Annotated in this window: 24 protein-coding genes; 10 read left to right on the top strand and 14 right to left on the bottom strand. The window is 61.2% G+C overall.

The window, feature by feature from the left end; genetic code table 11:
- Nucleotides 1–80 precede the first annotated feature (80 nt).
- From AC0L2X_RS01785 to AC0L2X_RS01775, 3 genes are all read right to left on the bottom strand, one after another.
- Nucleotides 81–332, bottom strand: a complete 252-nt coding sequence (locus AC0L2X_RS01785; RefSeq protein ID WP_031211056.1) for an exodeoxyribonuclease VII small subunit — start codon at nt 330–332, stop codon at nt 81–83.
- Nucleotides 333–335: 3 nt separating this feature from the next.
- Entirely contained in the window at nt 336–1262 is a 927-nt protein-coding gene (locus AC0L2X_RS01780) for a histone deacetylase family protein (RefSeq protein ID WP_473553681.1), read from the bottom strand.
- 127 nt (nt 1263–1389) lie between these two features.
- Nucleotides 1390–2043, bottom strand: coding sequence for a TetR/AcrR family transcriptional regulator (locus AC0L2X_RS01775; protein WP_473553385.1), 654 nt, complete (start codon nt 2041–2043; stop codon nt 1390–1392).
- Nucleotides 2044–2161: 118 nt separating this feature from the next.
- Between AC0L2X_RS01775 and AC0L2X_RS01770 the strand changes: the two genes are divergently transcribed.
- Entirely contained in the window at nt 2162–3385 is a 1224-nt protein-coding gene (locus tag AC0L2X_RS01770; RefSeq protein WP_473553383.1) for an MFS transporter, read from the top strand.
- A 59-nt stretch (nt 3386–3444) separates the two neighbouring features.
- Here the strand turns inward: AC0L2X_RS01770 and ribB are convergent, their stop codons facing one another.
- Nucleotides 3445–4545, bottom strand: coding sequence for a 3,4-dihydroxy-2-butanone-4-phosphate synthase (ribB, locus tag AC0L2X_RS01765; RefSeq protein ID WP_473553382.1), 1101 nt, complete (start codon nt 4543–4545; stop codon nt 3445–3447).
- 146 nt (nt 4546–4691) lie between these two features.
- Entirely contained in the window at nt 4692–5801 is a 1110-nt protein-coding gene (aroC, locus tag AC0L2X_RS01760; protein WP_473553380.1) for a chorismate synthase, read from the bottom strand.
- Between the two features lie 275 nt (nt 5802–6076).
- On the opposite strand from aroC, the gene AC0L2X_RS01755 reads away from it, so the two are divergent.
- Nucleotides 6077–6340, top strand: a complete 264-nt coding sequence (locus tag AC0L2X_RS01755) for a DUF1344 domain-containing protein (RefSeq protein ID WP_023716902.1) — start codon at nt 6077–6079, stop codon at nt 6338–6340.
- 165 nt (nt 6341–6505) lie between these two features.
- Here the strand turns inward: AC0L2X_RS01755 and AC0L2X_RS01750 are convergent, their stop codons facing one another.
- Nucleotides 6506–7393, bottom strand: a complete 888-nt coding sequence (locus AC0L2X_RS01750) for a LysR substrate-binding domain-containing protein (RefSeq protein WP_473599235.1) — start codon at nt 7391–7393, stop codon at nt 6506–6508.
- A gap of 131 nt (nt 7394–7524) precedes the next feature.
- Here AC0L2X_RS01750 and AC0L2X_RS01745 point away from each other — a divergent pair, with 131 nt between their 5' ends.
- The 3 genes from AC0L2X_RS01745 to AC0L2X_RS01735 all read left to right on the top strand — a co-directional run bounded on the left by AC0L2X_RS01745 (nt 7525) and on the right by AC0L2X_RS01735 (nt 10236).
- On the top strand, nt 7525–8286 hold the full coding sequence (locus tag AC0L2X_RS01745; RefSeq protein WP_352489600.1) for a class II aldolase/adducin family protein: 762 nt from the start codon (nt 7525–7527) through the stop codon (nt 8284–8286).
- A gap of 29 nt (nt 8287–8315) precedes the next feature.
- Entirely contained in the window at nt 8316–9029 is a 714-nt protein-coding gene (locus AC0L2X_RS01740) for a haloacid dehalogenase type II (protein ID WP_352807798.1), read from the top strand.
- A gap of 169 nt (nt 9030–9198) precedes the next feature.
- Entirely contained in the window at nt 9199–10236 is a 1038-nt protein-coding gene (locus AC0L2X_RS01735; RefSeq protein ID WP_473553376.1) for a GlxA family transcriptional regulator, read from the top strand.
- 300 nt (nt 10237–10536) lie between these two features.
- Here AC0L2X_RS01735 and AC0L2X_RS01730 read toward each other — a convergent pair whose 3' ends face one another.
- The 4 genes from AC0L2X_RS01730 to AC0L2X_RS01715 all read right to left on the bottom strand — a co-directional run bounded on the left by AC0L2X_RS01730 (nt 10537) and on the right by AC0L2X_RS01715 (nt 15022).
- Complete coding sequence (locus AC0L2X_RS01730) at nt 10537–11139, bottom strand: histidine phosphatase family protein (protein WP_473553375.1); 603 nt, start codon at nt 11137–11139, stop codon at nt 10537–10539.
- A gap of 31 nt (nt 11140–11170) precedes the next feature.
- Nucleotides 11171–11989, bottom strand: a complete 819-nt coding sequence (gene fabI, locus AC0L2X_RS01725) for an enoyl-ACP reductase FabI (protein WP_352489596.1) — start codon at nt 11987–11989, stop codon at nt 11171–11173.
- Between the two features lie 505 nt (nt 11990–12494).
- Nucleotides 12495–13664 carry a DUF1501 domain-containing protein gene (locus AC0L2X_RS01720; RefSeq protein WP_473599234.1) on the bottom strand — a complete coding sequence of 390 codons (1170 nt, stop codon included), beginning with the start codon at nt 13662–13664 and terminating at the stop codon, nt 12495–12497.
- The gene (locus AC0L2X_RS01715) at nt 13655–15022 is read right to left on the bottom strand and encodes a S8 family serine peptidase (protein WP_473553372.1); all 1368 of its coding nucleotides are present in this window, start codon (nt 15020–15022) and stop codon (nt 13655–13657) included. Before AC0L2X_RS01715 ends, AC0L2X_RS01720 begins: the two co-directional genes overlap by 10 nt.
- Nucleotides 15023–15195: 173 nt before the next feature.
- Here AC0L2X_RS01715 and AC0L2X_RS01710 point away from each other — a divergent pair, with 173 nt between their 5' ends.
- Nucleotides 15196–15774 (top strand): hypothetical protein, encoded by a 579-nt coding sequence (locus AC0L2X_RS01710; RefSeq protein ID WP_473553370.1) that lies wholly within the window; start codon nt 15196–15198, stop codon nt 15772–15774.
- A gap of 10 nt (nt 15775–15784) precedes the next feature.
- Here AC0L2X_RS01710 and AC0L2X_RS01705 read toward each other — a convergent pair whose 3' ends face one another.
- Entirely contained in the window at nt 15785–17515 is a 1731-nt protein-coding gene (locus AC0L2X_RS01705; protein ID WP_473599233.1) for an adenylate/guanylate cyclase domain-containing protein, read from the bottom strand.
- A gap of 222 nt (nt 17516–17737) precedes the next feature.
- Between AC0L2X_RS01705 and AC0L2X_RS01700 the strand changes: the two genes are divergently transcribed.
- Complete coding sequence (locus AC0L2X_RS01700; protein ID WP_473553367.1) at nt 17738–18913, top strand: YcaO-like family protein; 1176 nt, start codon at nt 17738–17740, stop codon at nt 18911–18913.
- Nucleotides 18914–18989: 76 nt separating this feature from the next.
- Here the strand turns inward: AC0L2X_RS01700 and AC0L2X_RS01695 are convergent, their stop codons facing one another.
- Nucleotides 18990–19916, bottom strand: coding sequence for a DnaJ C-terminal domain-containing protein (locus tag AC0L2X_RS01695; RefSeq protein ID WP_473553366.1), 927 nt, complete (start codon nt 19914–19916; stop codon nt 18990–18992).
- 100 nt (nt 19917–20016) lie between these two features.
- Nucleotides 20017–20478, bottom strand: a complete 462-nt coding sequence (locus AC0L2X_RS01690; RefSeq protein ID WP_473553364.1) for an RT0821/Lpp0805 family surface protein — start codon at nt 20476–20478, stop codon at nt 20017–20019.
- Nucleotides 20479–20517: 39 nt separating this feature from the next.
- Between AC0L2X_RS01690 and pdxH the strand changes: the two genes are divergently transcribed.
- From pdxH to AC0L2X_RS01675, 3 genes are all read left to right on the top strand, one after another.
- Complete coding sequence (gene pdxH / locus AC0L2X_RS01685) at nt 20518–21135, top strand: pyridoxamine 5'-phosphate oxidase (RefSeq protein ID WP_473553362.1); 618 nt, start codon at nt 20518–20520, stop codon at nt 21133–21135.
- Nucleotides 21136–21173: 38 nt separating this feature from the next.
- The gene (locus tag AC0L2X_RS01680) at nt 21174–21803 is read left to right on the top strand and encodes a LysE family translocator (RefSeq protein WP_473553360.1); all 630 of its coding nucleotides are present in this window, start codon (nt 21174–21176) and stop codon (nt 21801–21803) included.
- A gap of 106 nt (nt 21804–21909) precedes the next feature.
- Nucleotides 21910–22368, top strand: a complete 459-nt coding sequence (locus AC0L2X_RS01675) for a hypothetical protein (RefSeq protein WP_473553357.1) — start codon at nt 21910–21912, stop codon at nt 22366–22368.
- A gap of 71 nt (nt 22369–22439) precedes the next feature.
- On the opposite strand, the gene AC0L2X_RS01670 is transcribed toward AC0L2X_RS01675, so the two are convergent.
- Nucleotides 22440–23192 carry a crotonase/enoyl-CoA hydratase family protein gene (locus AC0L2X_RS01670; protein WP_473553354.1) on the bottom strand — a complete coding sequence of 251 codons (753 nt, stop codon included), beginning with the start codon at nt 23190–23192 and terminating at the stop codon, nt 22440–22442.
- Between the last annotated feature and the right edge of the window lie 11 nt (nt 23193–23203).

Below are 23203 nucleotides of genomic sequence, written 5' to 3'. Positions count from 1 at the left end.
GCCGTTTCAAACGGGATGAGTTTTATCCTCAATCATGATGTCCAAAGCCGGTAAGCACAATCGTCGTTCGAGGCCGCGCCTCAATCCGCATCCAGCGGCTCTGTCCCCACCGGCTTGCCGTCGCGCGACAGCCTGATTTTCTCGACCTTGTCCTCGGCCGCTTTCAGCAGCCGATCGCAATGCGCCTTCAGCGCCTCGCCGCGCTCATAAATGCGGATCGACTGGTCGAGCGGCACGTCGCCGCGCTCCAGATCGTCGACGATCCTCTCCAGCGCCTCGAGCGCCTGCTCGAAGCTCATCGCCTTGACGTCCTCGTTGGTCTCACCAGCCATCGTCTATCCCTTCATCAGCCGCCCGACATGCGCGGCTACTGAAAATGCCAATCCCTGCAGATCGTAGCCGCCCTCGAGCAGGCTGACGAGCCGGTTGCCGCTATGGCGTCCGGCGCGTTCGAGCAACTGGCCAGTCGCCCAGTCGAAATCATCCTCGGTCAGGTTGATCTCGGCCAGCGGATCGCGGTGGTGGGCGTCGAAACCGGCGGAGATGATGATGAGGTCGGGCGCAAAATTGTCGAGCGCCGGCAGGACGCGTGACAGAAAGGCGTCGCGGAAAACATCGCTGCCGCTCTGCGGCGCCAGCGGCGCGTTGACGATGTTGCCGGCGCCGGTTTCGCTCACGGCCCCGGTTCCCGGGTAAAGCGGCATCTGGTGTGTCGAGCAATAGAGCACCGACGGATCGTCCCAGAAGATGTCCTGCGTGCCGTTGCCGTGATGCACATCCCAGTCGACGACGGCGACGCGGTCGGCGCCATGGTTCTTCTGCGCGTAGCGCGCCGCGATCGCCGCGGTGTTGAACAGGCAAAAACCCATCGAGGTGGTCTTTTCGGCGTGATGGCCGGGCGGCCGCGCGGCGACGAAGACGTTGTCGGCACGGCCGGTGAAGACGTCGTCGACCGCGGCGTTGGCAGCCCCGATCGCGGTCACGGCCGCCTGCCAGCTCTTCGGGCTGGCGGTGGTGTCGGCGTCGATACGGGCGATGCCGGTGTCCGGTATCGCTGCGCGGACACGTTCGACGAATTCGGGCGGATGCGCGTAGAGGATGGTTGCCTCGTCGCCTTCAGGCGCCTGGACGCGATCGAGCGCCGCGAAGGCCTCGTCGTCAAGCACACGCTCTATGGCGCGCAGACGGTCCGGCCGCTCCGGATGACCGGGCGGTGTTATGTGCTCGAGGAAAATCGGATGGGTGTAAAGTCTCGTGACCATGCCCCCGATATAGGCGCGCCTTACCGCTTTGGCCATGTTTTCGCGTGTCGCTGGTGCGATGTTCAACAGGGTTTACGCGGCTGGCCTCGGCTGGATCGAGCCGTCTGACATTGGCGAAAAGATGACCTCAGGCCGGTGATCGGTCAACCTCGGGCTGAATCGCCGACAGGCGATCAGGTTGATGCAGCCTGCCGGTGCGATTGAGCAGCCCTTCCAGAAGAACCTTGAACGCCTTCACTGCCTTCTTCGATGTCGCTTCGGGATCGTTCGAATTCGCGATCCACTGCGCCGCATGCAACGAGGCGCCGCTGACCAGCCTTGCCGCGGCTTCGGGATCGACGGCGAGAATTGTCCCCTTGTCGCTCAGTCTTTGCAGGCTCTCTGTCATCGAACGGATGCATGTGCTCTGGCTTGGCCATTGCGATGGATCGCCGAGCACCGCCGGCCCGTCACGAAGCACGATACGCTGGATCTCGGGCTCCAGCGCCATCTCGATATAGGCGGTGCATTCGTCGACAAAGCCCTGCCAGAGATCGTCCGGCTTGGCCGAAACGACCTTCAGCCGGGCCGACATTTCGGCGTCGATCTCGGCGATGACCGCCTGGAGAAGGCCCTTCTTGTCGCCGAAATGGTGATAGAGCGCACCGCGCGTCAGCCCGGCCGATGCCGTGAAGTCATCCATCGAGGCTTCGGCATAGCCGAGCGTGCCGAAGGCCTGGCGCGCCGCGGCAATCAGTTTGGCGCGGGTCTCGGCAATCATTTCCTTGCGCGGTCTGTGCATGCTCTGGCCCTATTAACATACGCTTCGTATGCCAATTGACATACGCAGCGTATGATCTATTTAAACTCATACGCTACGTATGTAATCGCCGAACCGGCCGTTGTCGAGGAGCCAGACCATGCAAAATCCCTATTCGCAGATCTTTCGCGCGTCCGGCGCCAAGGGCTTTGCCGCCGCCGGCTTCGTTGCCCGGCTGCCGATCGCCATGGCTCCGATCGGGATCGTCGCGATGCTGTCGCAGACCGATGGCGAATACTGGCTGGCCGGCGCCGTCTCCGCGACATATGCGCTGGCCAACGCTTTCGTCGCCCCGCAGGTATCGCGACTGGTGGACCGCCTCGGCCAGACGCGGATCGTGGTGCCGACCACCGTGATTTCCACGCTCGCTTTCGCGATCCTGATTGCGGCGGCCAATCAGCATTGGCCGATATGGACGCTATTCGTCTCGGCGCTGCTCGCCGCCATCATGCCCAGTATCCCGGCAATGGTGCGCGCACGCTGGACCGAGATTTTTCGCAACCGCCCCGAACTGAACACGGCGTTCGCCTTCGAGTCGGCGGCGGACGAACTGGTCTACATCGCCGGCGCATCGCTGTCGGTAGGGCTGAGCGTCGCGCTTTTCCCCGAGGCGGGAGTGCTCGCGAGCACATTGTTCCTCGCCTTCGGTTCGACGGCCTTCATCCTGCAGCGCTCGACCGAACCGCGAGCCCGACCGGTGGAACATGGTTCAGGCGGCTCGGCAATCCGCCTGCGGCCGGTCCAGGTCATCACCTTGGCCCTGATCTTCATAGGCGCGACCTTCGCCACCACGGAGGTGAGCACGGTGGCGATCACCAAGGAGCTTGGCCAGCCGGGGGCCGCCAGCTTCGTCATTGGCGTCTACGCGCTCGGATCGTTCGTCGTCGGCATCATCATCGGCGCCCTGAACCTGAAAGTGCCGCTGCAAATTCAGCTTGCCATCGCAATCGCCATCATTGCGCTTACCACGCTGCCGCTGCTCGTAGCCGACACCGTGCCGCTGCTGGCACTGGCCGTCTTCGTCAGCGGCGTGGCGATCTCGCCGACCTTCATCACGGCATTCGGCCTGATCGAGCGGCGCGTGCCCGAGGCGGTGCTGACCGAGGGCGTGACCTGGGTGATGACCGGCATCGGCATCGGCATGGCGCTCGGCTCGTTCGCCGCCGGCTGGGTGGTGGACGCTTTCGGCGCGCAGAACGGGTTCTGGGTATCGGTGGCATCAGGCACAATCGCGCTGGTCATCGTGCTCGCCGGCCAGCGCAGCCTTGCCGCGCCGGACTGCGACATGGCTGCATGCGACGCAGCCGCGGTCGCTGCGGAATAGTTTCCGGTGCGTCCGGTCCCGAGGCGGGGCCGGACGCATACCAGCAGCGTGAGAATGGCCTAAAGAATCTCGGTCTTGGCGATGTGGATACCAAAACCTTCGAGGCCGACATAATGGCGCTCGCGCGAGGCGATCAGATTGATCGAGGAAATGCCGAGATCCTTGAGGATTTGCGCGCCGAGGCCGATCTCACGCCATTCGTTCTCGCGCCGGCGCGCCTCTTCATGATCCTCTCGGTCACCGGCAGCCGGCCGCTTGCGTTCCTGATGGGCGACGCCGACCGAGCCTTCGCGCAGATAGACGATGACGCCGCGCTTGCGCTCGCCCATCGCCTTCATGATGGCGTCCAGCCTGTGGCTGGTCCCGAAGACGTCGCTGACCACGTCTTCGGAATGAAGGCGCACCGGCACCTCGATGCCGTCACGGATGTCGCCGAAGACGACCGCCACGTGATGCATGGAATCCCAGGGCAGCGTATAGGTGAAGACCTGCGCCTTGCCGCCGGGCGTCTCGATGTCGGAACAGGCGACGCGTTCGACCAGCGTTTCCTTGCGTTGCCGGTAGGCGATGAGGTCGGCAACCGAGATCTGCTTCAACCCGTGGTTTTCGGCGAAGGCCTGCACCTGCGGCCCCCGCTTGACGGTGCCGTCATCATTGACCAGCTCGGAAATGACGCCGACCGGCGGCAGGCCGGCGAGTTTGCAGAGATCGACCGCGGCTTCGGTATGGCCCGAACGCATGAGCACGCCGCCTTCGCGCGCGATCAGCGGAAAGATGTGGCCGGGGCGCACGAAATCGGACGCGCCGACATTGCCATTGGCGAGATTGCGCACTGTCAGCGTGCGATCGTCCGCCGAAATGCCGGTCGTGGTGCCGTGCTTGAAGTCGACGCTGACGGTAAACGCGGTGGTGTGGGCAGAATCATTGTCCGCCACCATCGGCGACAGGTTGAGCCGCTTGGCTTCCTCGCGCGGCATCGGGGTGCAGACGATGCCTGACGTATTGCGGACGATGAACGCCATCTTTTCCGGCGTGCAATGGACGGCGGCGACGATCAGGTCGCCCTCGTTCTCGCGCCCGTCATCGTCCATGACGACGACAATCTCGCCGCGCTCGAAGGCGCGCAGGGCTTCAACGATCTTCTTCTGGTCGTAAGGCATGGACGCTCGTTTCACTCGCAGGGAATAGGGGAGTAAGGGAGTAGGGCAGTATGGGAGTAGGGAAAAGGAAAAAATTGCTGTCGCCGGAGCTGCGTGCCTTACTGCCTTACTGCCTTACTGCCTTACTGCCTTACTGCCCTACTGCCCTACTGCCCTACTGCCTTCCCTGTCTGTCCCCTATGACGCAGATAATGATCGGCAATGGCGCAGGCAACCATCGCCTCGCCGATCGGCACGGCGCGGATGCCGACGCATGGATCGTGCCGGCCCTTGGTCATGATCTCGACGTCGTTACCGTCCTTGTCGATCGACTTTCGCGGCGTCAGGATCGACGAGGTCGGCTTCACGGCGAAACGCGCGACGATCGCCTGGCCGGTCGAGATGCCGCCGAGGATGCCGCCGGCATTGTTGGACAGGAAGACCGGCTTGCCGTCATTGCCCATGCGCATCTCGTCGGCATTCTCCTCGCCGGTGATACGGGCGGCCTCGAAACCGTTGCCGATCTCGACACCCTTTACGGCGTTGATCGACATCAGGCCGGCCGCGATGTCCTGGTCGAGCTTGGCATAGATCGGCGCGCCAAGCCCCGCCGGCACGCCGTCGGCGACGATCTCGATGACCGCACCGACCGAGGAGCCGGCCTTGCGGATGCCGTCCAGATATTTGGTGAAGACGGCGACGGACGCCGGATCGGGCGTGAAGAACGGGTTTTCGGCGTCGCCGACGAAATTCCAGTTCCAATTGGCGCGATCGATCGATTTATCGCCCATCGACACCAGCGCGCCGCGCACCACCATGCCTGGCACGACCTTGCGGGCAAGCGCCCCGGCCGCCACCCGCGCCGCCGTCTCACGCGCCGAGGAGCGGCCGCCGCCGCGGTAATCACGCAGGCCGTATTTGACCTCGTAAGTGTAGTCGGCATGGCCCGGCCGGAACTGGCGGGCGATGTCGCCATAGTCCTTGGAGCGCTGGTCGACATTCTCGATCAGCATCGACACCGGAGTGCCGGTGGTGATCATCGTCTCACCGTCCTCATCGAGGATGAAGCCGGACAGGACCTTGACCTCATCCGGTTCGCGACGCTGCGTCACAAAACGCGACTGGCCGGGGCGGCGCTTGTCGAGTTCGGCCTGGATCTCGTCGCGAGTGAAGCGGATGCCGGGCGGACAGCCGTCGACGACGCAGCCCAGCGCCGGCCCATGGCTTTCGCCCCAGGTGGTGACGCGGAAAAGATGGCCGAACGTGTTGTGCGACATGGAACCAGCCCTGCCGGCGTCGGAGCCGGCCTAGCGCATGACCCCGAGAATCGGAGCGATTTTCGGAAAGGATCATGCACAAAATCAAAAGTGCTACAGCGTCCTTTGCGCGTCCAGGAGGACGCGCGGCGCTGTCGCCTGCCTTCTATTGGCGTTTTCCACAGTGGTCAAACTGTGATCCCGCGGATTTAGTTTTGACACATTCGATTGGTTTCTGCTCAGTTCCGTTCCGTTGGACCGAGCCGCTGTACCGGCAATGATTAAAGAGGACGATGATGCGTATCCTGATTGGCGCTGTTGCCGCCACGCTGTTGATTTCCACCGCCGCCTTCGCCGGCCAGACCGAAGGCCTGATCAAGAAGGTCGACAAGGACGCGCTGACGCTGACGCTGGACGACGGCAAGTCCTACAAGCTGAACGCCGAAACCGATCTCGATGCGCTGAAGCCAGGCATGGACATCGTCCTCGCCTATGACGTGACCAATGGCGAGAACGTCGTCACCGACATGGAACTGCCGGACACCGGATCGACCGAGTAGAGTCTTTCCGGCCGATCCATCCCGAAGCCGGCGGGTGGAAACGAGCACATAGCGCTCTGAACGGCATAGGAATGCTTGTCACTGAACGGCTGAAATGAGCCGGGAGCGGACTGGCATCTTTCGAGCATCTAGTTGGCAAAGTAGCCATTCAGCTCATGACCGTATTTACGAGGCGGCCACGCAAGTCCGCAGGTGAGACGCCAATAGTTCGGACGCGGGCTTGCTCGGGCTCTGCAACGGGCTCATTAAGTAGTAGGCGCCACCGGGGATGATGGACTGATTGCGGAAGATCACCAACCGCTCTTCCCGGACAAGGTCACCGGTGTTCGCAATCCATCCGAGCATCACTCCCATCCCTGCTAGCGCAGCCTGAGTTGCCTGAACGTGATTGTCAAATGAGAGATCTCCTTCCCGGTCATGCGGTAGACCGACCGCGTCGAAATATTCGTCCCAGCCTGGCGAAAATTCCTCGTCGGCATTAACGTGGAGGAGGGTAGCTTGCCCGAAATTGCCAGAGCCGAGCCGTTCAACGGCCTTCGGGCTACAGACTGGGATCAAGCGCTCATCGAACAGCGGTTCGCATTTGCCATCAAGCCAGTCGCCCGCCCCATAGCGAATCACCAGGTCGGCTTCGGGCGTAAACTGCGGGCTGCCGGATGTTGGTACAACCCGGACAATAATGTCGGGGTGTCGAGCGTAGAACGTCGCCAAACGTGGCATTAGCCAATATGTGCCAGTACAGACGGTGCAAGCGATCGTAACGACGTTCTGCTCGCTTCGCTCTAGTGCTCTAATTTTTCCGATTGCGCTCTCGATCCGATCCATTCCGTCCGAAACTGCGTGAAGCAGAACCCGGCCTGCGTCTGTCAACGCAGAAGGACGCATCCGTCGATCGAGCAGCTTCGTGCCGATGTGGTCCTCGAGATTCCGAAGCGCTTGGCTGACGGCGGGCTGCGTGACATTCAACTCCGCCGCCGCGCTCTGGACACCGCCGGCACGAACCACGGTTTCAAAGGCTGTCAGAAGCCGGAGGGGAGGGAGATGTCGACGCAATATCATAATCCCTTGCTTATGTCAGATTAGACTTTCAGATCTTCCAAACCTAATCAAATAACGCAATTATCGCAACTAGCGAGGGCCGATCCACAGTTACAATATAAGCACACCTTAACCAGAGCGAGTTCATGAACGCCCATCCCCATCCCTCCGAACTGACTGCGGAAGAAACACAGTCGCTTCGGGTCGATCTTGCTGCAGCCTTTCGTCTGGCAGCTCAGTTCGATTGGCATGAATCGGTGGGAAATCATTTCAGTGCCGCACTTTCCGCTGACGGGAAGAAATTTCTCATGAACCCACGCTGGCGGCACTTCGGGGAGATTCGGGCGAGCGATCTCTTGGTTCTTAACGCTGGCGACAGCGAGGTGATGACTCGGCCTGACGCTCCAGATCCTTCCGCGTGGACGATCCACGGTTCCGTGCACGGCGCGCGCCCGGAAGTCAGGGTTATGCTGCATTGCCATCCGCCGTATACGACGGCGCTAGCCAGCCTGAAAGATCCTGACATGAAGCCTGTCGACCAGAACACGGCCCGTTTCTTTGGCAAGCTCGGGTTTGATCTCGGCTTCGGCGGTATTGCTGACGATGCCGCCGAAGGGCAACGCTTGGCGGCTGCTTTCGGCAACAAGAGCGTCATCATCATGGGCAACCATGGTGTCACGGTCACGGGCCGAACAGTCGCCGAGGCTTTTGAAGACCTCTATTTCGTAGAGCGCGCGGCCAAGATCCTTGTGCTCGCATATTCAACTGGCCAGCCTCTGAATGTCATGTCCGACGACCTCGCCCAGAAGACAGCCGATGGCTGGCTTCCCTACAATGACCAGGCATTCGCGCACTTCGACTACTTGAAGCGGCAATTGGACAGAAACGACCCTTCATATCGCGGCTAGCCCTGGACTTCACGGCGTAAGGAGAAAACGTGCGTAATATTGAAGTTCTGTTCTTTGACGTCCTGGGGACGATGGTCGACTGGCGTGGCAGCATCACGGCCGAGGTCGGAGAGTTTCTGAAACGCCACAACCTTGGCCGCATAGACCCTGCTCGTTTTGCCGACGCGTGGGTAGGACGCTACGACGCTTCAGTCGACCCGATCCGGGCAGGTGAGCGATCATTCGTTTCCCTCGATCAGGTAAACAGAGAAAATCTCGTTGCCAGCCTCGAGGAATTCGGCTTGTCCTCCGCATCATTGCCACCGGAGGAACTTGAAGACCTCAATCTGTCTTGGCACCGCCTGAAGCCCTGGCCGGACTTGGGCGAAGGTCTTTCTCGCTTAAAGTCGCGTTTCATAATCGCTCCGCTGTCCGATGGACACGCCCGGCTTCTGGTGAACGTGTCGAAATTCAATAATCTGCCGTGGGATTTTATCGTTGGCGCCGATATGTCTCAGGCTTACAAGCCTATGCCGCAGGTCTACCTGCGGGCCTGCGAGTTGCTCGAGGTCCAGCCGGAGAATGCCATGCTGGTGGCGGCGCATGACTACGACCTGGAAGCGGCCCGTCGTTGCGGATTGAAGACCGCCTACATCGTTCGCGCCAATGCTGAAGACCCATCCAAGGTAGGTAACCAGAAGGCACAGGACGGCTGGGACTACAAAGCGAAGAACCTGCTCGAACTCGCCGACATGCTCCAATAGCCACGCAGTATGCGTCCCTTCCAAGTTGACCGTCCGGCTCCAGCTCATCGATCGGTCGACGAGCCAGTCCTGTTACCGCCGCAGCGGACACCGGATGCTGCCAGCGACACCCTGCGGGATCTATGTCGAGCTTGGAAAAGGCCAACTGATTTAAATGCCAGGGGAAACTGTGGCCAACTTAAACACCGTACCCCGAGATGTAGTTTTTTATCTGGTACCGGAGTTCGATATTCTGTCGTTCGGAGGCGCGCTTGAGGTGTTCCGCCTTACGAACCTGGTCTTGGGCTACCAGGCTTACAGTTGGAGGCTTCTCTCTGCAGACGGGAGTGACGTCAGGGCAAGCTGCGGTCTGGATATTCAGACGGTCAATTCGATTTATCGCGAGAGATCCTACCTGGTTGGCGGCAAGCGTCCAGACAAAGTGATTGTCTGCTCAGGTCCTAATGTTGACAGGTATCGCGATCGTGCAGTGGATGCGTGGCTGCGAGAATGCAGTCATCGCGGCGTTGTTCTCGCTGCGCTATCCTCCGGCGCTCAGGTGCTAGCAACGGCAGGCCTGCTTGAAGGCCGCAGATGCGTCATTCATTGGCGGAATTTTCCCGCGTTCGTTGAGCATAACACTTGGGTTAACGTCAGTCTGGGTATCTACGAGATCGATGGAGACATTTACACCTCGGCGGGAGGCGCCTCTTCGATAGACATGATGGCCTGCATCATCGGCCGAGACTTCGGGGAGGATGTGTTTGCGCGGGTATGTCAACATCTCGTCGCCGACCAGATTCGGGGGGCAACAGCTCGGCAGAGGTTGCCTCTGTCAAAACGACTAGGGCCATGTAACGAGGTGGTACTGCATGTTGTTCGGAGGATGGAAGAAAATCTCGCAGATCCGATTCCAATGGGCGCTTTGGCTGCCGCTACTCGTCTCTCGCGTCGGCAGCTTGAGCGGTTGTTCCGAAATGAGTTCAGCTGTTCGCCGGCTAGGTACTACATGAATTTGAGACTTGAGCATGCCGATGGGCTCCTTATTCAGACCAAACTGCCGATTGTCGACATCGCTGTCGCGTGCGGATTTGTATCGGCATCGCATTTTTCGAAGGTATACCGAGAGGCGTATGGTCGCACACCTCAGAAGACACGCATCAGCCGAACTAGCTCTTTCCCGCCGAGCTTGATGCCGCAAAATGACAGAATGATACTTGCCAGCTGAATCGCTGACGGTCGAGGCCTATGCCGTGAAACTCTGCTGGACCTGGCGGCCAGCGGCAAATGGAACGGGCCAAGGCAATCCAACTGGCAGCAGTCGCCCGATTAGTTGAGACCGAGTGCCGCTCCTTGCGTACCCTCGAACGGAACTTCGCTGTCGACGACGTCCGCTTTCAGGCAATGGCGAGGGGATGCTGAGCGGCTGATATGCGGCGCAAAGCGGCTATTCGCGGCTCGCCATCTGGAGGTCGGGTCACCTTGCATCGTCCCGACTTGCCTTCAATGCCTGTGAAGGGGCTGATCGTTAAGAGTTTGACCCCTCAAGCCACTCCAGGCGCCGGCCGTCCAGCCTGAGCAGGCGGTCCTGCGGCACTTCCATGCTGACCGCATCTTGTTCGGACATCCCCAGCACGAAGCGGAACAGCGCGCGCATGACGCCACCATGGGTCACGCAGACCGTCTGGCGATCGAGCGCGTCGAACCACGGCTTCACCCGTTCGAGCAGCATCTGGTAGCTTTCGGCGCCCTCGCCCGGCGGCTGGAAATTCCATTTGTCGAGGCGGCGTTGCCTGGTCGAACCGGGATTGTTCGCCTCGAGTTCGGCAAAGGTGAAACCCTGCCAGTCGCCAAAGCTCAATTCTACGAGCAGCGGCTCGGTACGATAGGCGTGCGGATCGAGCTTCATCGCCGCGCGCAGGCGCTCCATCGTCTCGCGCGTGCGCCGCATCGGGCTGGCGACAAAGTCGAAATCGTCGGGCTTGTCGATGAGTTCGGCCAGCCTGCGCCCGTTGCGGCTAGCCTGCTCGCGGCCAAGCTCGTTGAGGTCGGTATCGGCCTGCCCCTGCAGCCGGGCCTCGGCGTTCCACGCCGTCTGGCCGTGGCGCACGATATAGACGAGCGGGTACATCAGGTCTTCCGGAAGAGGTCAGGCGGCGACGTCAGTCCTTGACGGTCGAAATATCCGGCGCATCGACCGCCTTCATGCCGACGACATGATAGCCGGAATCGACATGATGGATCTCGCCGGTGACGCCGCGCGAAAGGTCGGACAGGAAATAAACGCCGGAATCGCCAACTTCCTCCTGCGTGACCGTCTGCTTCAATGGCGAATTGTATTCGTTCCACTTCAGGATATAGCGGAAGTCGCCGATGCCGGATGCGGCAAGCGTCTTGATCGGGCCGGCGGAGATCGCGTTGACACGGATCTTCTTGGCGCCGAGATCGACGGCCAGATAGCGCACGCTGGCTTCGAGTGCCGCCTTGGCGACACCCATGACGTTGTAGTGCGGCATTACCTTTTCCGCGCCGTAATAGGTCAGCGTCAGCAGCGAGCCGCCCTCGGTCATCAGCGCCTCGGCACGTTTGGCGATGGTGGTGAAGGAATAGACCGAAATATCCATGGTGCGCAGGAAATTGTCGCGCGTCGTCTCGACATAGCGGCCGGTCAGCTCGTCCTTGTCGGAGAAGGCAATGGCGTGGACGAGGAAATCGAGCTTGCCCCAATGGCTGGCGATATCGGCGAACACCGCATCGAGGCTGGCCGGGTCGGTCACGTCGCAATGGCCGGCGACATGCGCGCCCAGTTCCGCCGCAAGCGGCTCGACGCGTTTCTTGAACGCCTCGCCCTGATAGGTCAGCGCGATCTCGGCGCCGTGGTCGACACAGGCCTTGGCGATGCCGTAAGCGATCGAGCGATTGTTGGCGATGCCAAGGATAAGGCCGCGCTTGCCGGCCATAAGGCCCCGTCCACCCGCCATGTCAGCGCTCTCCGCAAGGTTCTCTACTTCGTGGAGTGCCTATCGCACAGCCACAGTGCCCCTTCAAGCGTTCAAAGCGGACAGTTCGGGGGACAAAGCTGTTGGTCTACAGAGCCGCGCATCCTTTGGACGCGCAAAGAATGCTGTAGCACGTTGACCTTGCAGTCGTGGGCCAGTGGAAAGATCGGACACTTGGTATCGGTGTGGCACGGCGGAAGATGACCCTTTGGGGGAAGTTCGTTAGTCAGCCGACGTCACGCCATGACTCAAGACAACTTCCATGGTTTGGGCCGTGGACGACCGCTTTGCGCCTCGTCTCGGCATTCAAGTCAGCTCGGCCATTGCCTTAAACTGGACATTATAGGCGACCGCGCTGGAGGCCGGCATTCGAAACCCTTCACAATAGCCGTCATTCCGGAAGCTTCTTAGAAGCGGCCACTTAAGATTAGGCGTCGCGTATTGCAGTTCGACGTGCCCCGTAGCCGACGAAAACGCGGATAAGAAGCTAAACCGCGCTGGAGATCACATCGAAGCAGTCTCCGCCTGGACAACGGCTCCTGATAAACAGTCCACGCATCGCCGGTATCCCGGCAGCGCCTGGGAAAATTTTAGCCACTGCTCGGTCAGAAAGACGCAGGTGTTCCGTCAGCACGCCCTTTATGATCGATCGTACGTCCGTCGTAGCAGCCAAGTCTGTGCCGCCATGAAGCAGGTCTCGAGCAAGACCTGGCCAGCGATTGCCTACTCGCCCGCCGGCAACGGCGCCACCCATTAACAAGGTGACACTCGCGACGCCGTGATCAGTGCCGCCGTCGGTGTTGGGCACCACGGAACGGCCGAACTCCGTGACCACCAGCACCGCAGTCCTGTTCCAGGCAGGCCCGGACGCTTGGGCAAATGCAACGAGACCCTGCGCCAGCCCATTCAAACTCCGCGCCAGCCTTCCGAAGTCCGCTCCCTGCGCCACATGCGTGTCGAAGCCGGCCACCTCGAGCATCGCGATTCGCGGTCCGCCCGTAGCTGACAGGGCAAGCGCCGCGCTCCTGGCCGCGTCGCCGAAGCGAGCCGCGTCGCATGCGGCATGTTGTTCCAGAAGGCTTTCGCCGGCCTTTGCGCCGGACGGCCAAGTGCCCTCGGTGCAGAGACGGACGAAGTCGAGCCGAGGATTGGCCAGCGCAAGATCGGCCAGCATGTCCATCGATCGATCGGCCGGTCTGGCCCGCCACACCGGCTTCTGCCGGCGCGACAGTACAGACGAAGCCCGGTCGAGCCATCCGGCGCTGCCGCCGTCGATATCGCCGTCGAACAGCGTCGCCTGGGCGGCCGCGTGGGACCGGCCCGCATCCGGAATGGCGGTCGCGGGCACGATGAGCAACTCGCCGCACGAGTAGTAGGGCAGGAGGGGCCCGAGCGCCGGATGAAGCGCGAAGAGCCCATCGAGCTTGAGCATCTCGGCGACGCCGGAGTTCGGGAAAGGCACGAGGGGCCCGCGCGCCGAAGCAAAATGCGGATCGCCGTAGGGCGGCACGGCAGCTAATGCATCTAGTCCGCCACGCACGTGGACGAGCAGAAGGCGAGGATCTTCGTCCACAAGCGAGGCACCGGCCAGACGCACGCTACCGAACGCGGACGCCAAGGCCAAACCTTGCAGCGCTGCCCTTCGGGTCAGTTGCATTTAGGCTCGTCCGAACTTGGGTTCACCGGCGTACCCGCGGTCATATACCCTAGCAGATCCGTATTCGGGATAAGACTTCCCGTTGTCAAAGCCTTGTTAGTCGGCTGCGCATTGCGAACCAAAAGACCGGCAAGTGCCGGGGCTGCGAAAGATGTGCCCGAACAGATGTTCCTCCGGAGCTTGCCGCTCTTTCGGCTCTTCCACAGTGACAGGACATTGACGCCCGGTTCAGCATAGGACGCGCCGAATGCCCCCCTGCGCCATAGCGTGTCGCACCAGGCGTTGCTGATGCCTTGGCATTTCCCAGGAGTTGCCACCTGAATATATTCGCTGTTGGAAGCCGACGCGCTGTATATCGCTCCCACCTTGTTTCCTGTCGTCACAGGCGAAAAATAAGTCGCCGCATTGGCCGGGAAATAAGACTGTACCCAAGGACCCTCTTCGTCTTCCCGGGGGTTGCCCGCAGCTATCACAACGCGCACCTGACGGTCGGCGATCTGATAAAGAAGGGCGTCGAGAAACTTAAGATCTTGCAACGTGCTTCCGCGTCTGGTGCTCTCCAGATATAATGCACCCCAACTCACGTTCAGAATATCCCCGGCGACCGCGTTGTCCCGAACATAGCGAAGCGCGAGAAGAGGCGGGCCGAAAATTTCGGTCTTCAGCTTACTGAAGGCCTTTACGATCTTGAGCGGGGCGTCGGGGCTGACACCAACCAGACCTATATACTGTTCGCCCTGCTTGACACGCTTTCCGCCGATAATTGCTGCCACCATCGTCCCGTGCCCTACCGTGTCGTCGAGGCTCGACACGGTCTGGCATGGGCTGCTCGTGCAATCGATGGCTTCCTGAACCTTGAGGAGCCCGGCGGTGACAACGTTCCAATCCACTCCGCTGTCGATGATCCATACGGTGGGCGATCCTGAAGCCACCGGCTGTGGTGACCCGACGACCCTGCAGACGCTGGGAGGGACAACGTCCGCAGTCGGCGAGATGCCCAGGAGTTCCGGCCCCTCGCAGCTGGCACCATCGAACAGGTTCACCACGAAAGGATCCGGCTCCTCATATCCCCTGGAGCGCAGCTCTTCGATCTCGCTCTCGGAAAAGGTCCCCGTCACGATGCTGATACCGATATCCGGCATATCCACCGCTTCCAGCTTGCCCTTGCCTGCGATGAACTTGTTCAGCGCGCCGATATCCTTGCGTAACTCCGCCGCCCTGGCGATGTCGACGATGAAAGTCTTTTCGATGTCACCGCTGTCGGTTAGGCCCTCCTCGCTTGACGCTTCCGGTCTCACTGTTCCGACAACGGCGAGGAGACAGCCGAGCAACAGCACACGAAGTTGAGCAAGTATCATTCGTACACCCTCCGGCTGTCGTTACTGATACCGCGAGGATCAGAATGCTCCCAATACGGCTTTCTGTCCATGAAAACATCGAGTCGATGGGAGCATGCCGCCTGCGCATTGCTTGCGACAGATGCAAAATGCGTTTAGGCTATTTGCATTGACCTCGGAGGGGAGCCTCGGCGATGCCCAGGGCAGAATTGAAGCCAGGTCGGCAAGTCCAAGAGATCGGCGCAGCGATCGTAGGGGCCTGGCTCAAGCTTTTGCCGGCCTCGTCACGTATCTTGTCCATGGATTCAACAGATCCCCTAACAATTACCATTGATCGGCAGATTTTCGCCGTCGGTGATACTATCAGACTTCGGCCGGAAGCAGGCCGTGCCATCGGCAACATTAGGGTCCGGACCGCCGCCGCCGGAACAGCGCCACATTCACAGACACTGACGATAGAAGATCTGAATGGGCAGCCCATAAAATACGAGGATGACCCTCTCGACGGGGGCGACGCGATCCCGGATGCTGCCGCCTATGCGGACCTGAAGCGTGATCTCAAGATCGTGCTGGAAGACATCGTGGAAACGGGAGTGTCTGTCGAAGTTCACGTGGACGAACCGAACTTGATCAATGTGGTGGTGCCCCAGGTGCCGAGGGGGGTCCTGACCCGCGGCGATCTGATCGATTATCTCCACGACTATCACAAATATGCCCAGGGCAGGCACTACCATGACGAGCTAGCCACGGCCGTGCTCTTCGGCTGCAGATAGTCGCCAGTCCCTACTCGGGCAATCCCGCTTCCCGCATGCCGTTGAGCAGCGTGTTGCGGTCTCCGTCCAGCTTGTAAGGTTCCTTGGTGGCGAACCGCCGCCGGGAGAACTCCGGTGCGCCACGCAGAACCAGCAACGTGTAGCTCTTCGCCTCTTGGCTTCGGCCAAGCAGGGCGTTCGCTGCAGCCAGATAGACCTTAACCCAGGTCGGCATGGTGGACGAGCGGCCCAGATCGACAACTGCCTTGTCCGGACGGTGGGCAATGAAATGGGCAAGACCGCGGAACGGCCAATACCATGAAGGCTCGTACAGGGGATCGAGCACTCGCGCCCGTTCGAACCAGTCCAAGGCGCTTTGGGGCTCGCCGGCAAATGTTTGATAAGTCCCTTGATAGGAGACCTGCTCGGGATCGTGCGGATTGAGTTCGAGCGCGCGTGTGTATAGCTGAGATGCGACGTCGAAATCACGACGGTGGAGGAGCACCCAGCCCAGTATGTTCAGGCAGACTGGATCATTGGGGGAAAGCGCCACCGCTTTTTTGGCGATGTCATAAGCCTCGGCAAGCACCGCATCCGACGGCCCCATGTCGCGAAACCATTCAAGCTGTTTATAGTGGGCGAGCTTGGCGTACGCGCGCCCGTAGGATGGATCGAGCTCGATCGCCCGCTGATACCATTGTCGAGCCTCCATTTCGGCCGCGATGTCGCCCAGGGGCAGGGCATTGCCCCGAAGCACGCACTCATAGGCCGCGAGATTGGCAGGTGGTTTACGCCGCGCCTTCTCGGCGCCGGCGGCCGTAAGACGGCCGATAACGGTCCCGACGATCTTCCCGATCAGTTCGTCCTGGACATCGAAGATGTCCTGCTCGTCCCCGTCGTAGCGCTCGGCCCACAAGCACTCGCCCGAGGTTGCGTCGACCAGCTCGCATGTAATGCGCATTCGCCGGCCCATGCGGCGGATGCCGCCTTCGATGACGAAATCCACGCCGCTATCCGCGACCAGGTCCACATCCTTGAGCCGCGTCGACGTATAATGGGACGCAACCGTAAACTGAGTAAAGCGCGTCAGTTCCGTGACGATATCTTCGGTGAAGCCGCCACTGAAATAGGGTTGGACGTCGCCCGCGCTCTTGAACGGGCGAACGAGGATGGAGGGCTTGCTCGGACCAGCCACCTGCGCAGTCGATGCAGGTGGCAGCCCTTTGGGCTTTTGGAACAACGAGTATACGGAAATCGGGCGTGGAATGTTCTTGAGATGCTGTTCGCCGCAATATTCAAACGGAAGATTAATTTTGTCGCGAACTTCGTCGTGCACCTTTCCGGAAAGGCAAATACCGCCCGGGCTTGCGAACTGTTCGAGGCGCGCGGCTATGTTGACGGTATCTCCAAACACATCGCCATCGGTATCGACAATGATATCACCGAAGTTGATCCCAATCCGGAGAAAAATTTCCTGGCTAGCCTTCCCCGAAGACTGGCCGACAAGCAGTTCCTGGACTTCCACTGCTGACTGCACGGCTCCGAAAGCGCTTGGAAACTCGGCGAGCATCCCGTCTCCGGTCGTTCTCACAACCCGTCCCCGGTGCTGCGTGATCCTAGGCTCTATTTCGTCCTGCATGAGATGTTTGACGAGCGCGAAGGTGCGCTCTTCGTCGCGGGCCATCAGCGACGAGTAACCGACCATGTCAGCAGCCAGGATAGCCGTCAGACGTCGCTGAAGATTGCTGTCGCCCGCGTTCATTCTCTCCCTCGGCGGGTTATATTATGTTCAACGTCGGCTTGACGATATCGAAGCGTCTCGCAGGAGTTTGCATCATACTCCAGTGCGTGTCAGCGTGCGAATGAGCATTTGGTGTAGAGGATTGAACAGTGAGGGCCGTGCTTGGGTGAAGGGTCCATAATGCCGGAGCGGCAGGGGTCCGAGGCAGGGGCCGGCGGGTCAAGCCTGGTTTACGGCCCCATCGTGATCACCGATCCCACGCTCGGATGCCCGATCACGGTCGCGGTCGGTCCCGTCCGAGGGGCCAGACCTTCTCGTTTTGTGTCAGGGTGGGGCAACACCACCCAGGAGGCGGCAACCGCCTGCGGGTATGAGGCCGATGAAACCTATTTCGCCCAGATGATTCCTCATGAGCGACTCTCACGCGCCCGCGCCGGCGAATTACGCGGGCGCGTGATCGAGCCGCCTGCACTCACACTTTTCAGTGATGCGCAGTATCGCGAGCGGCTGCATTGGAACAAAAACATCGATGATAGCCGCGCGGTCCCGATCCGCTGGCACAGGTCGCAGCCGCTGGACTGGATCCGGAGCGATCCGCGCTTCAGCACGAGCGAGGCCTGGGTGCCTGCGGGATTGTGCTTTCTCGGGTATCCCAACAATGAGTCATCAGGTCTGCCCCCGGCGGACTCCAATGGTCTTGCGAGGGGATCGAGCATAGAGGACGCGGTCGTGCGCGGCTTCTGCGAAGTCGTGGAGCGCGATGCAACAGCCATATGGTGGTACAATCGGCTGGTTCTGCCTCGGATAGACCTGACTTCGCTGTCGGATGGACTGGCGTCCCAATACGCCGACTGGCTGCAGACGCAGAACCGCGAATTGCGGCTTCTGCTCCTGACGCTTGACCTGCCCATCCCCATTGTCGCTGCAATTTCTCATCACATCGGGGGTGGCGCGATTGCGTTCGGATTCGCGGCCGGACGATCCATGTCGGAGGCGGCCCGGCGCGCGGTGGGGGAACTTGCGGAATGTGAGGCGAACCTTACCCTGCTCAAACGGAATGCCGATACGTCCGGCACGGCGGCCTTTACCCCCGGCGCGCTGCACCTCTATCGGTGGCACATGGACGAGAACATTCACCGCCTTCCTCACCTTTCCGGCAATTCAGCAGTTCAGGCCTCGTCGGCCGAGTTGCGACTGGATTGGAACTATTGCCTCGACATCTGCCACGAGCAGGAACTTGAGATCTTCGCGGTCAACCTGACGCACAACGCCGAATCGCCTGTTGCACGAGTGTTTGTACCTGGACTTCGTCCTACCAAGCCTCGGTTTGGCGGCGGCAGGCTCTATGATGTTCCTGTGCGCCTAGGTTTGATGCCATCAGTTTCCCAGGCCATCCACGAGGTTCCCTTTCCATTGTGATCCGTATGGTCGCGGGCATGCTCACCCGGGAGTGCACGCTTTTCACACATGGTATCAAGCGCTGGCCTTTCGACCGTCAGCCCTTTCGCCGGCGCATCAGCGCCTCGAGCTCGGCGTCGCCGCCTCCCGGCAGCATCAGCCGCACATGCGCGTAGAGGTCGCCGTGACCGCCGGCTTTTTCCGGCAGGCCCCTGCCCTTCAGCCGCAGAACCTTGTCCGAACTCGACCAAGGGGGGACATTGACCGCAATCCTGCCGGTCGGGGTCTCGACCGCCACTTTGGCGCCAAGCACCGCATCGGCCAGTTCCACCGGCAGGTCGACATGCAGGTCGCGGCCCTCGACGCGGTAGCGCGGGTGCCGGCGGAAGCGGATCTTGACCAGTGCATCGCCCGGCTGCCCCGGTCCTTGCTCACCCTGGCCTTTCAACCGGATGGTCTGACCGTCCTCGACATAGGCCGGCAACTTGACCGCCATCTTGCGGCCGTCAGGGAACATCGCCGTCACCTTCTCCGCGGTTGCGGCCTCCTCGATGGTGACGTCCAGCGTCACGTTGAGGTCGGCTGCCGTCGGCATCCGGCGGCCGGCGCCCATGCCGGCACCGCGCTGCTGGCTGAAAGCATCGCCGAAGATCTGGCTGAAGATGTCGCTGTTGCCGTCGAACGGATCACCGCCGGGACGGCCGGTGCGGAATTCGAAATGCGCGCCGCCCGGCCCTTGCTGCCGGCGGAAACCGGCGAAAGGATCGGCGCCGCCAGTCGCGCCTTCGAACCCCTGGAACCGCGGTTTGCCTTCGGCGTCGATCTCACCGCGATCGAAAGCCGCCCGGTTCTTCTCGTCACCGACGATCTCGTAGGCCTGGTTGGCGGCGGCAAAACGCTCCTTTGCCTTGGGATCCGGATTCTGGTCCGGATGATACTTCTTGGCGAGCTTCCGGTACGCCGATTTTATGTCCTTGGCCGATGCGTTCTTGGCAACGCCCAGCACCTCATAGGGGTCGCGCATGCTTACTGCCCTGGAGAAGGAGTGGTTCCATGATCGCCTCCTATATGCGCTTGCATAGGAAGAAATTCCAGTGGCTTACCACTATATCACCGGCGGAAAATCAGAGCGCCTTGAAGTCCTGCATTCGCCAGGAGCTGCCGCCGGCCAGGCATACTTCGCCTTTGAACAGCGCGACGCCGTCGAAGCTTTCGCGTGACGCGGTGAAGCGGCGGCATGTCTCGCCGTTAGCCCTGAATTCCGCGAGCTCGGTGATGGAGCCGCGCGAGCCGGTGTCGGCATTCGCCCAGGGAACGGCCTGCCCGGCCAGTTGCTCGACGTCGGCCGAGGACACGGCGTTGCGGATCGTGGCCTGGTCGGAAGCGCGGTCCTGATCGAGCGGCGTGACTGAGGCCGGCGTGCTCGAGGTCAGTATCGAGCGGTCCACCTCCGCCTGCTCCAGGCTGAAGCCGCCCCCGCCACAGGCGGCAAGCGGAAGAATGATTGTCACGATCATGGCTTTGACGCTGGCCGAAGCGATAACGCTCCATTGCCCACTGTCAAAAGCTTGCGCGATACGCGACAATCGGCAATCTCCCCAGCCGGCGACAAATTTGGGAAAACTATGAGCGAAACCGGGTTAACAAGCGGTGACTTTACCGAGGCGGCGGAGCCGTTCCGGCTTTTTGCGGCGTGGCTCGACGACGCTACGAAGAGCGAGATCAACGACCCCAACGGAATGGCGCTGGCGACGGTCGACGCCGAGGGCATGCCGAACGTGCGCATGGTGCTGCTCAAGGGCTTCGACGAGGGCGGCTTTGTCTTCTACACGAATCTCGAGAGCGCCAAGGGCCGCGAGATTCTTGGAAGCATGAAAGCGGCGATTTGCTTCCATTGGAAATCGTTGCGCAGGCAGGTGCGGGCGCGCGGCCCGGTGGAGATCGTCACAGACGCCGAAGCCGATGCCTATTATGCGACCCGTCCGCGCGGCAGCCGCATCGGCGCCTGGGCCTCCAAACAGTCGCGGCCGCTGGAAAGCCGCTTCGCGCTGGAAAAGGCGGTCGCCGAATATACGGCGCGCCACGCGATCGGCGACATCCCGCGGCCAAAACACTGGTCGGGCTTCCGCATCGTGCCGCAGACCATCGAGTTCTGGCATGACCGTCCGTTCCGGCTGCACGACCGTGTCGTGTTTTCGCGCAACGCCGAGAGCGGCTGGGACAAGGTGAGGCTTTATCCCTAGGGGACGACGCCGCGCTGTTCCAATCGCAGGAGTGACCCATGAGCCTGTTCCTGGCATTTCTTGGCGTCTCGTTTGTTGTCATCGCAACACCCGGGCCGGATACCGCCATCACCATTCGCAACGCGCTGCTTGGCGGACGCGCAGGCGGCGTGTTCACGGCGCTCGGCATCTCCAGCGGCCAGACGATCTGGGCACTGGCCACCAGCGCCGGTATCGTCGCCCTGCTTGTCGCTTCGGAGCCACTGTTTCTTGCCGTCAAATATGCCGGTGCTGCCTATCTCGTTTATCTTGGCGTCAAGGCACTGCAGGAGGCGTTGCGGCCGCCCCAACAGCACGAGGCGGCTTTCACCACACCAGCACGGCGGATGACGGCAGCAAACGCCTTTCGCCAAGGCCTGATCAGCGATCTCGGCAATCCGAAGATGGCCGTGTTCTTCGCCAGCCTTCTGCCTCAATTCGTGCCCCCCGGTGGAGAGATCTTCACTGCGCTGCTCGGCCTGGGGGCAGTCTTCGCCGTCATGACCTTTGCCTGGCTGACGCTTTACGCAACGGTCGTCGCCAAGGCAGGCGATTTCCTGCGCCGGCCGTCGATCCGCCGCGTCATCGAGGGCGTGACCGGAATGGTGCTGATCGGGCTCGGCATCCGGATCGCGACCGAGCACCGGTGACGGTTGAATGGTTCCTGACGAACCATGCATAGTGAACCAAGGGAATGTGCACGCCGCCCAGAGGTGGCCCCAGGCCTTGTGAGTCGCTTGGCACCCAGGTCAGGCCATGGCGCCTGCGCCGAACAACCCAGAACTCCCCGGGCTACAGAGACCTTGTGCTTCCAATTCCCACTATCACGATCTCGTGTGCGTGAAACGTTCCAGCTTGCCGGAACGAACCAGGGAAGGGCTCAACGCGCCGCTGGCGCAAATTCAGGAGGAAGCAATGCATTCACTCAGGTTGGTCACGATGGCCGGTCTTGCCTGCCTTTTCGCTTCGCAAGCCTTTGCGGAGGACGCGATGGGGACAATGACAGTGATGAAGGGTGGGGAGGTCATGGCGATCATGCCCGATGGACATATGGGCACCATGATGCCCGACGCGAAGATGAGCGCCGAAATGATGAAAATGGCGAAACCGATCAAGCATTGCATGATGTTGATGACCGACGCCAAAGGCAAGACATTCATGATCGACACGTCTTCGGCAAAGGCCCAGGCCGAATGTAAAAAAATGGCGATGTGATAAAGAGATCATGGCAAGAAACCCGCCGGTTGCTGCCGGCGGGTCCACGATGCCAGACAAGGCCAGATGGTCTAGGCCTTTTTCCTGGTCATGAAGGCCGTCAAGGCCGCGCGGGCCTCGTCGGATTTGAGCCGCTCGCGGAAATGCTCGCTTTCCTGGCCGATGCGCTCGACAAGGGCCTCGCGCGAGCCGCGCATCAGGTCGCGCGCGATCTTCAGCGCTTGCGGCGGCTTGGCCGCGATCTGGCCCGCCGCCGTCAATGCCGATGCTTCGAGTTCCCCCTCCCCGACCACCTCGTAGATCAGCCCGGCGGCCTTCGCCCGCTCGGCCGAAAAGCCCTCGCCGAGGCCAAGCAGCGCGAAGGCGCCTTGCCGGCCGAGGATCTGCGGTGCGAGCAGGCTCGAACCGGCCTCCGGCACAAGGCCGAGGTCGACGAAGGGCGTCCGGAATATTGTGCGCGGCGTGGCGAAGGTCAGGTCGCAATGCAGGTTGAGCGTGGTGCCGATACCGACCGCAATGCCGTCGACGCCGGAAACCATCGGCTTTTCCACTTTGGCCAGGGCCATCAGGAAATCCCAGACTTCGGTACCGCCTTCGCCGCCCGAGGCGACGACCATGAAATCGGCAAGGTCGTTGCCGGACGAGAAGGCGCCGGGCACGCCGAGAAAGACATGGACGCGGATCGCCGGATCGGCGTCGCCGCCGGCAAGAGCCGCAGACATCGTCGCGTACATGGCGCGGGTCAGGGCGTTCTTCTTGTCCGGACGGTTGATACGGATGATCTGGATGGCGCCCTGGCGTTCGACGAGGATTTGCTCTGTCACGGATTGGTCCT

Source organism: Mesorhizobium sp. WSM4828, assembly GCF_055811175.1.
Note: the sequence above shows the minus strand (reverse complement) of the source record. Positions and strands in the feature narration are given on the sequence as shown.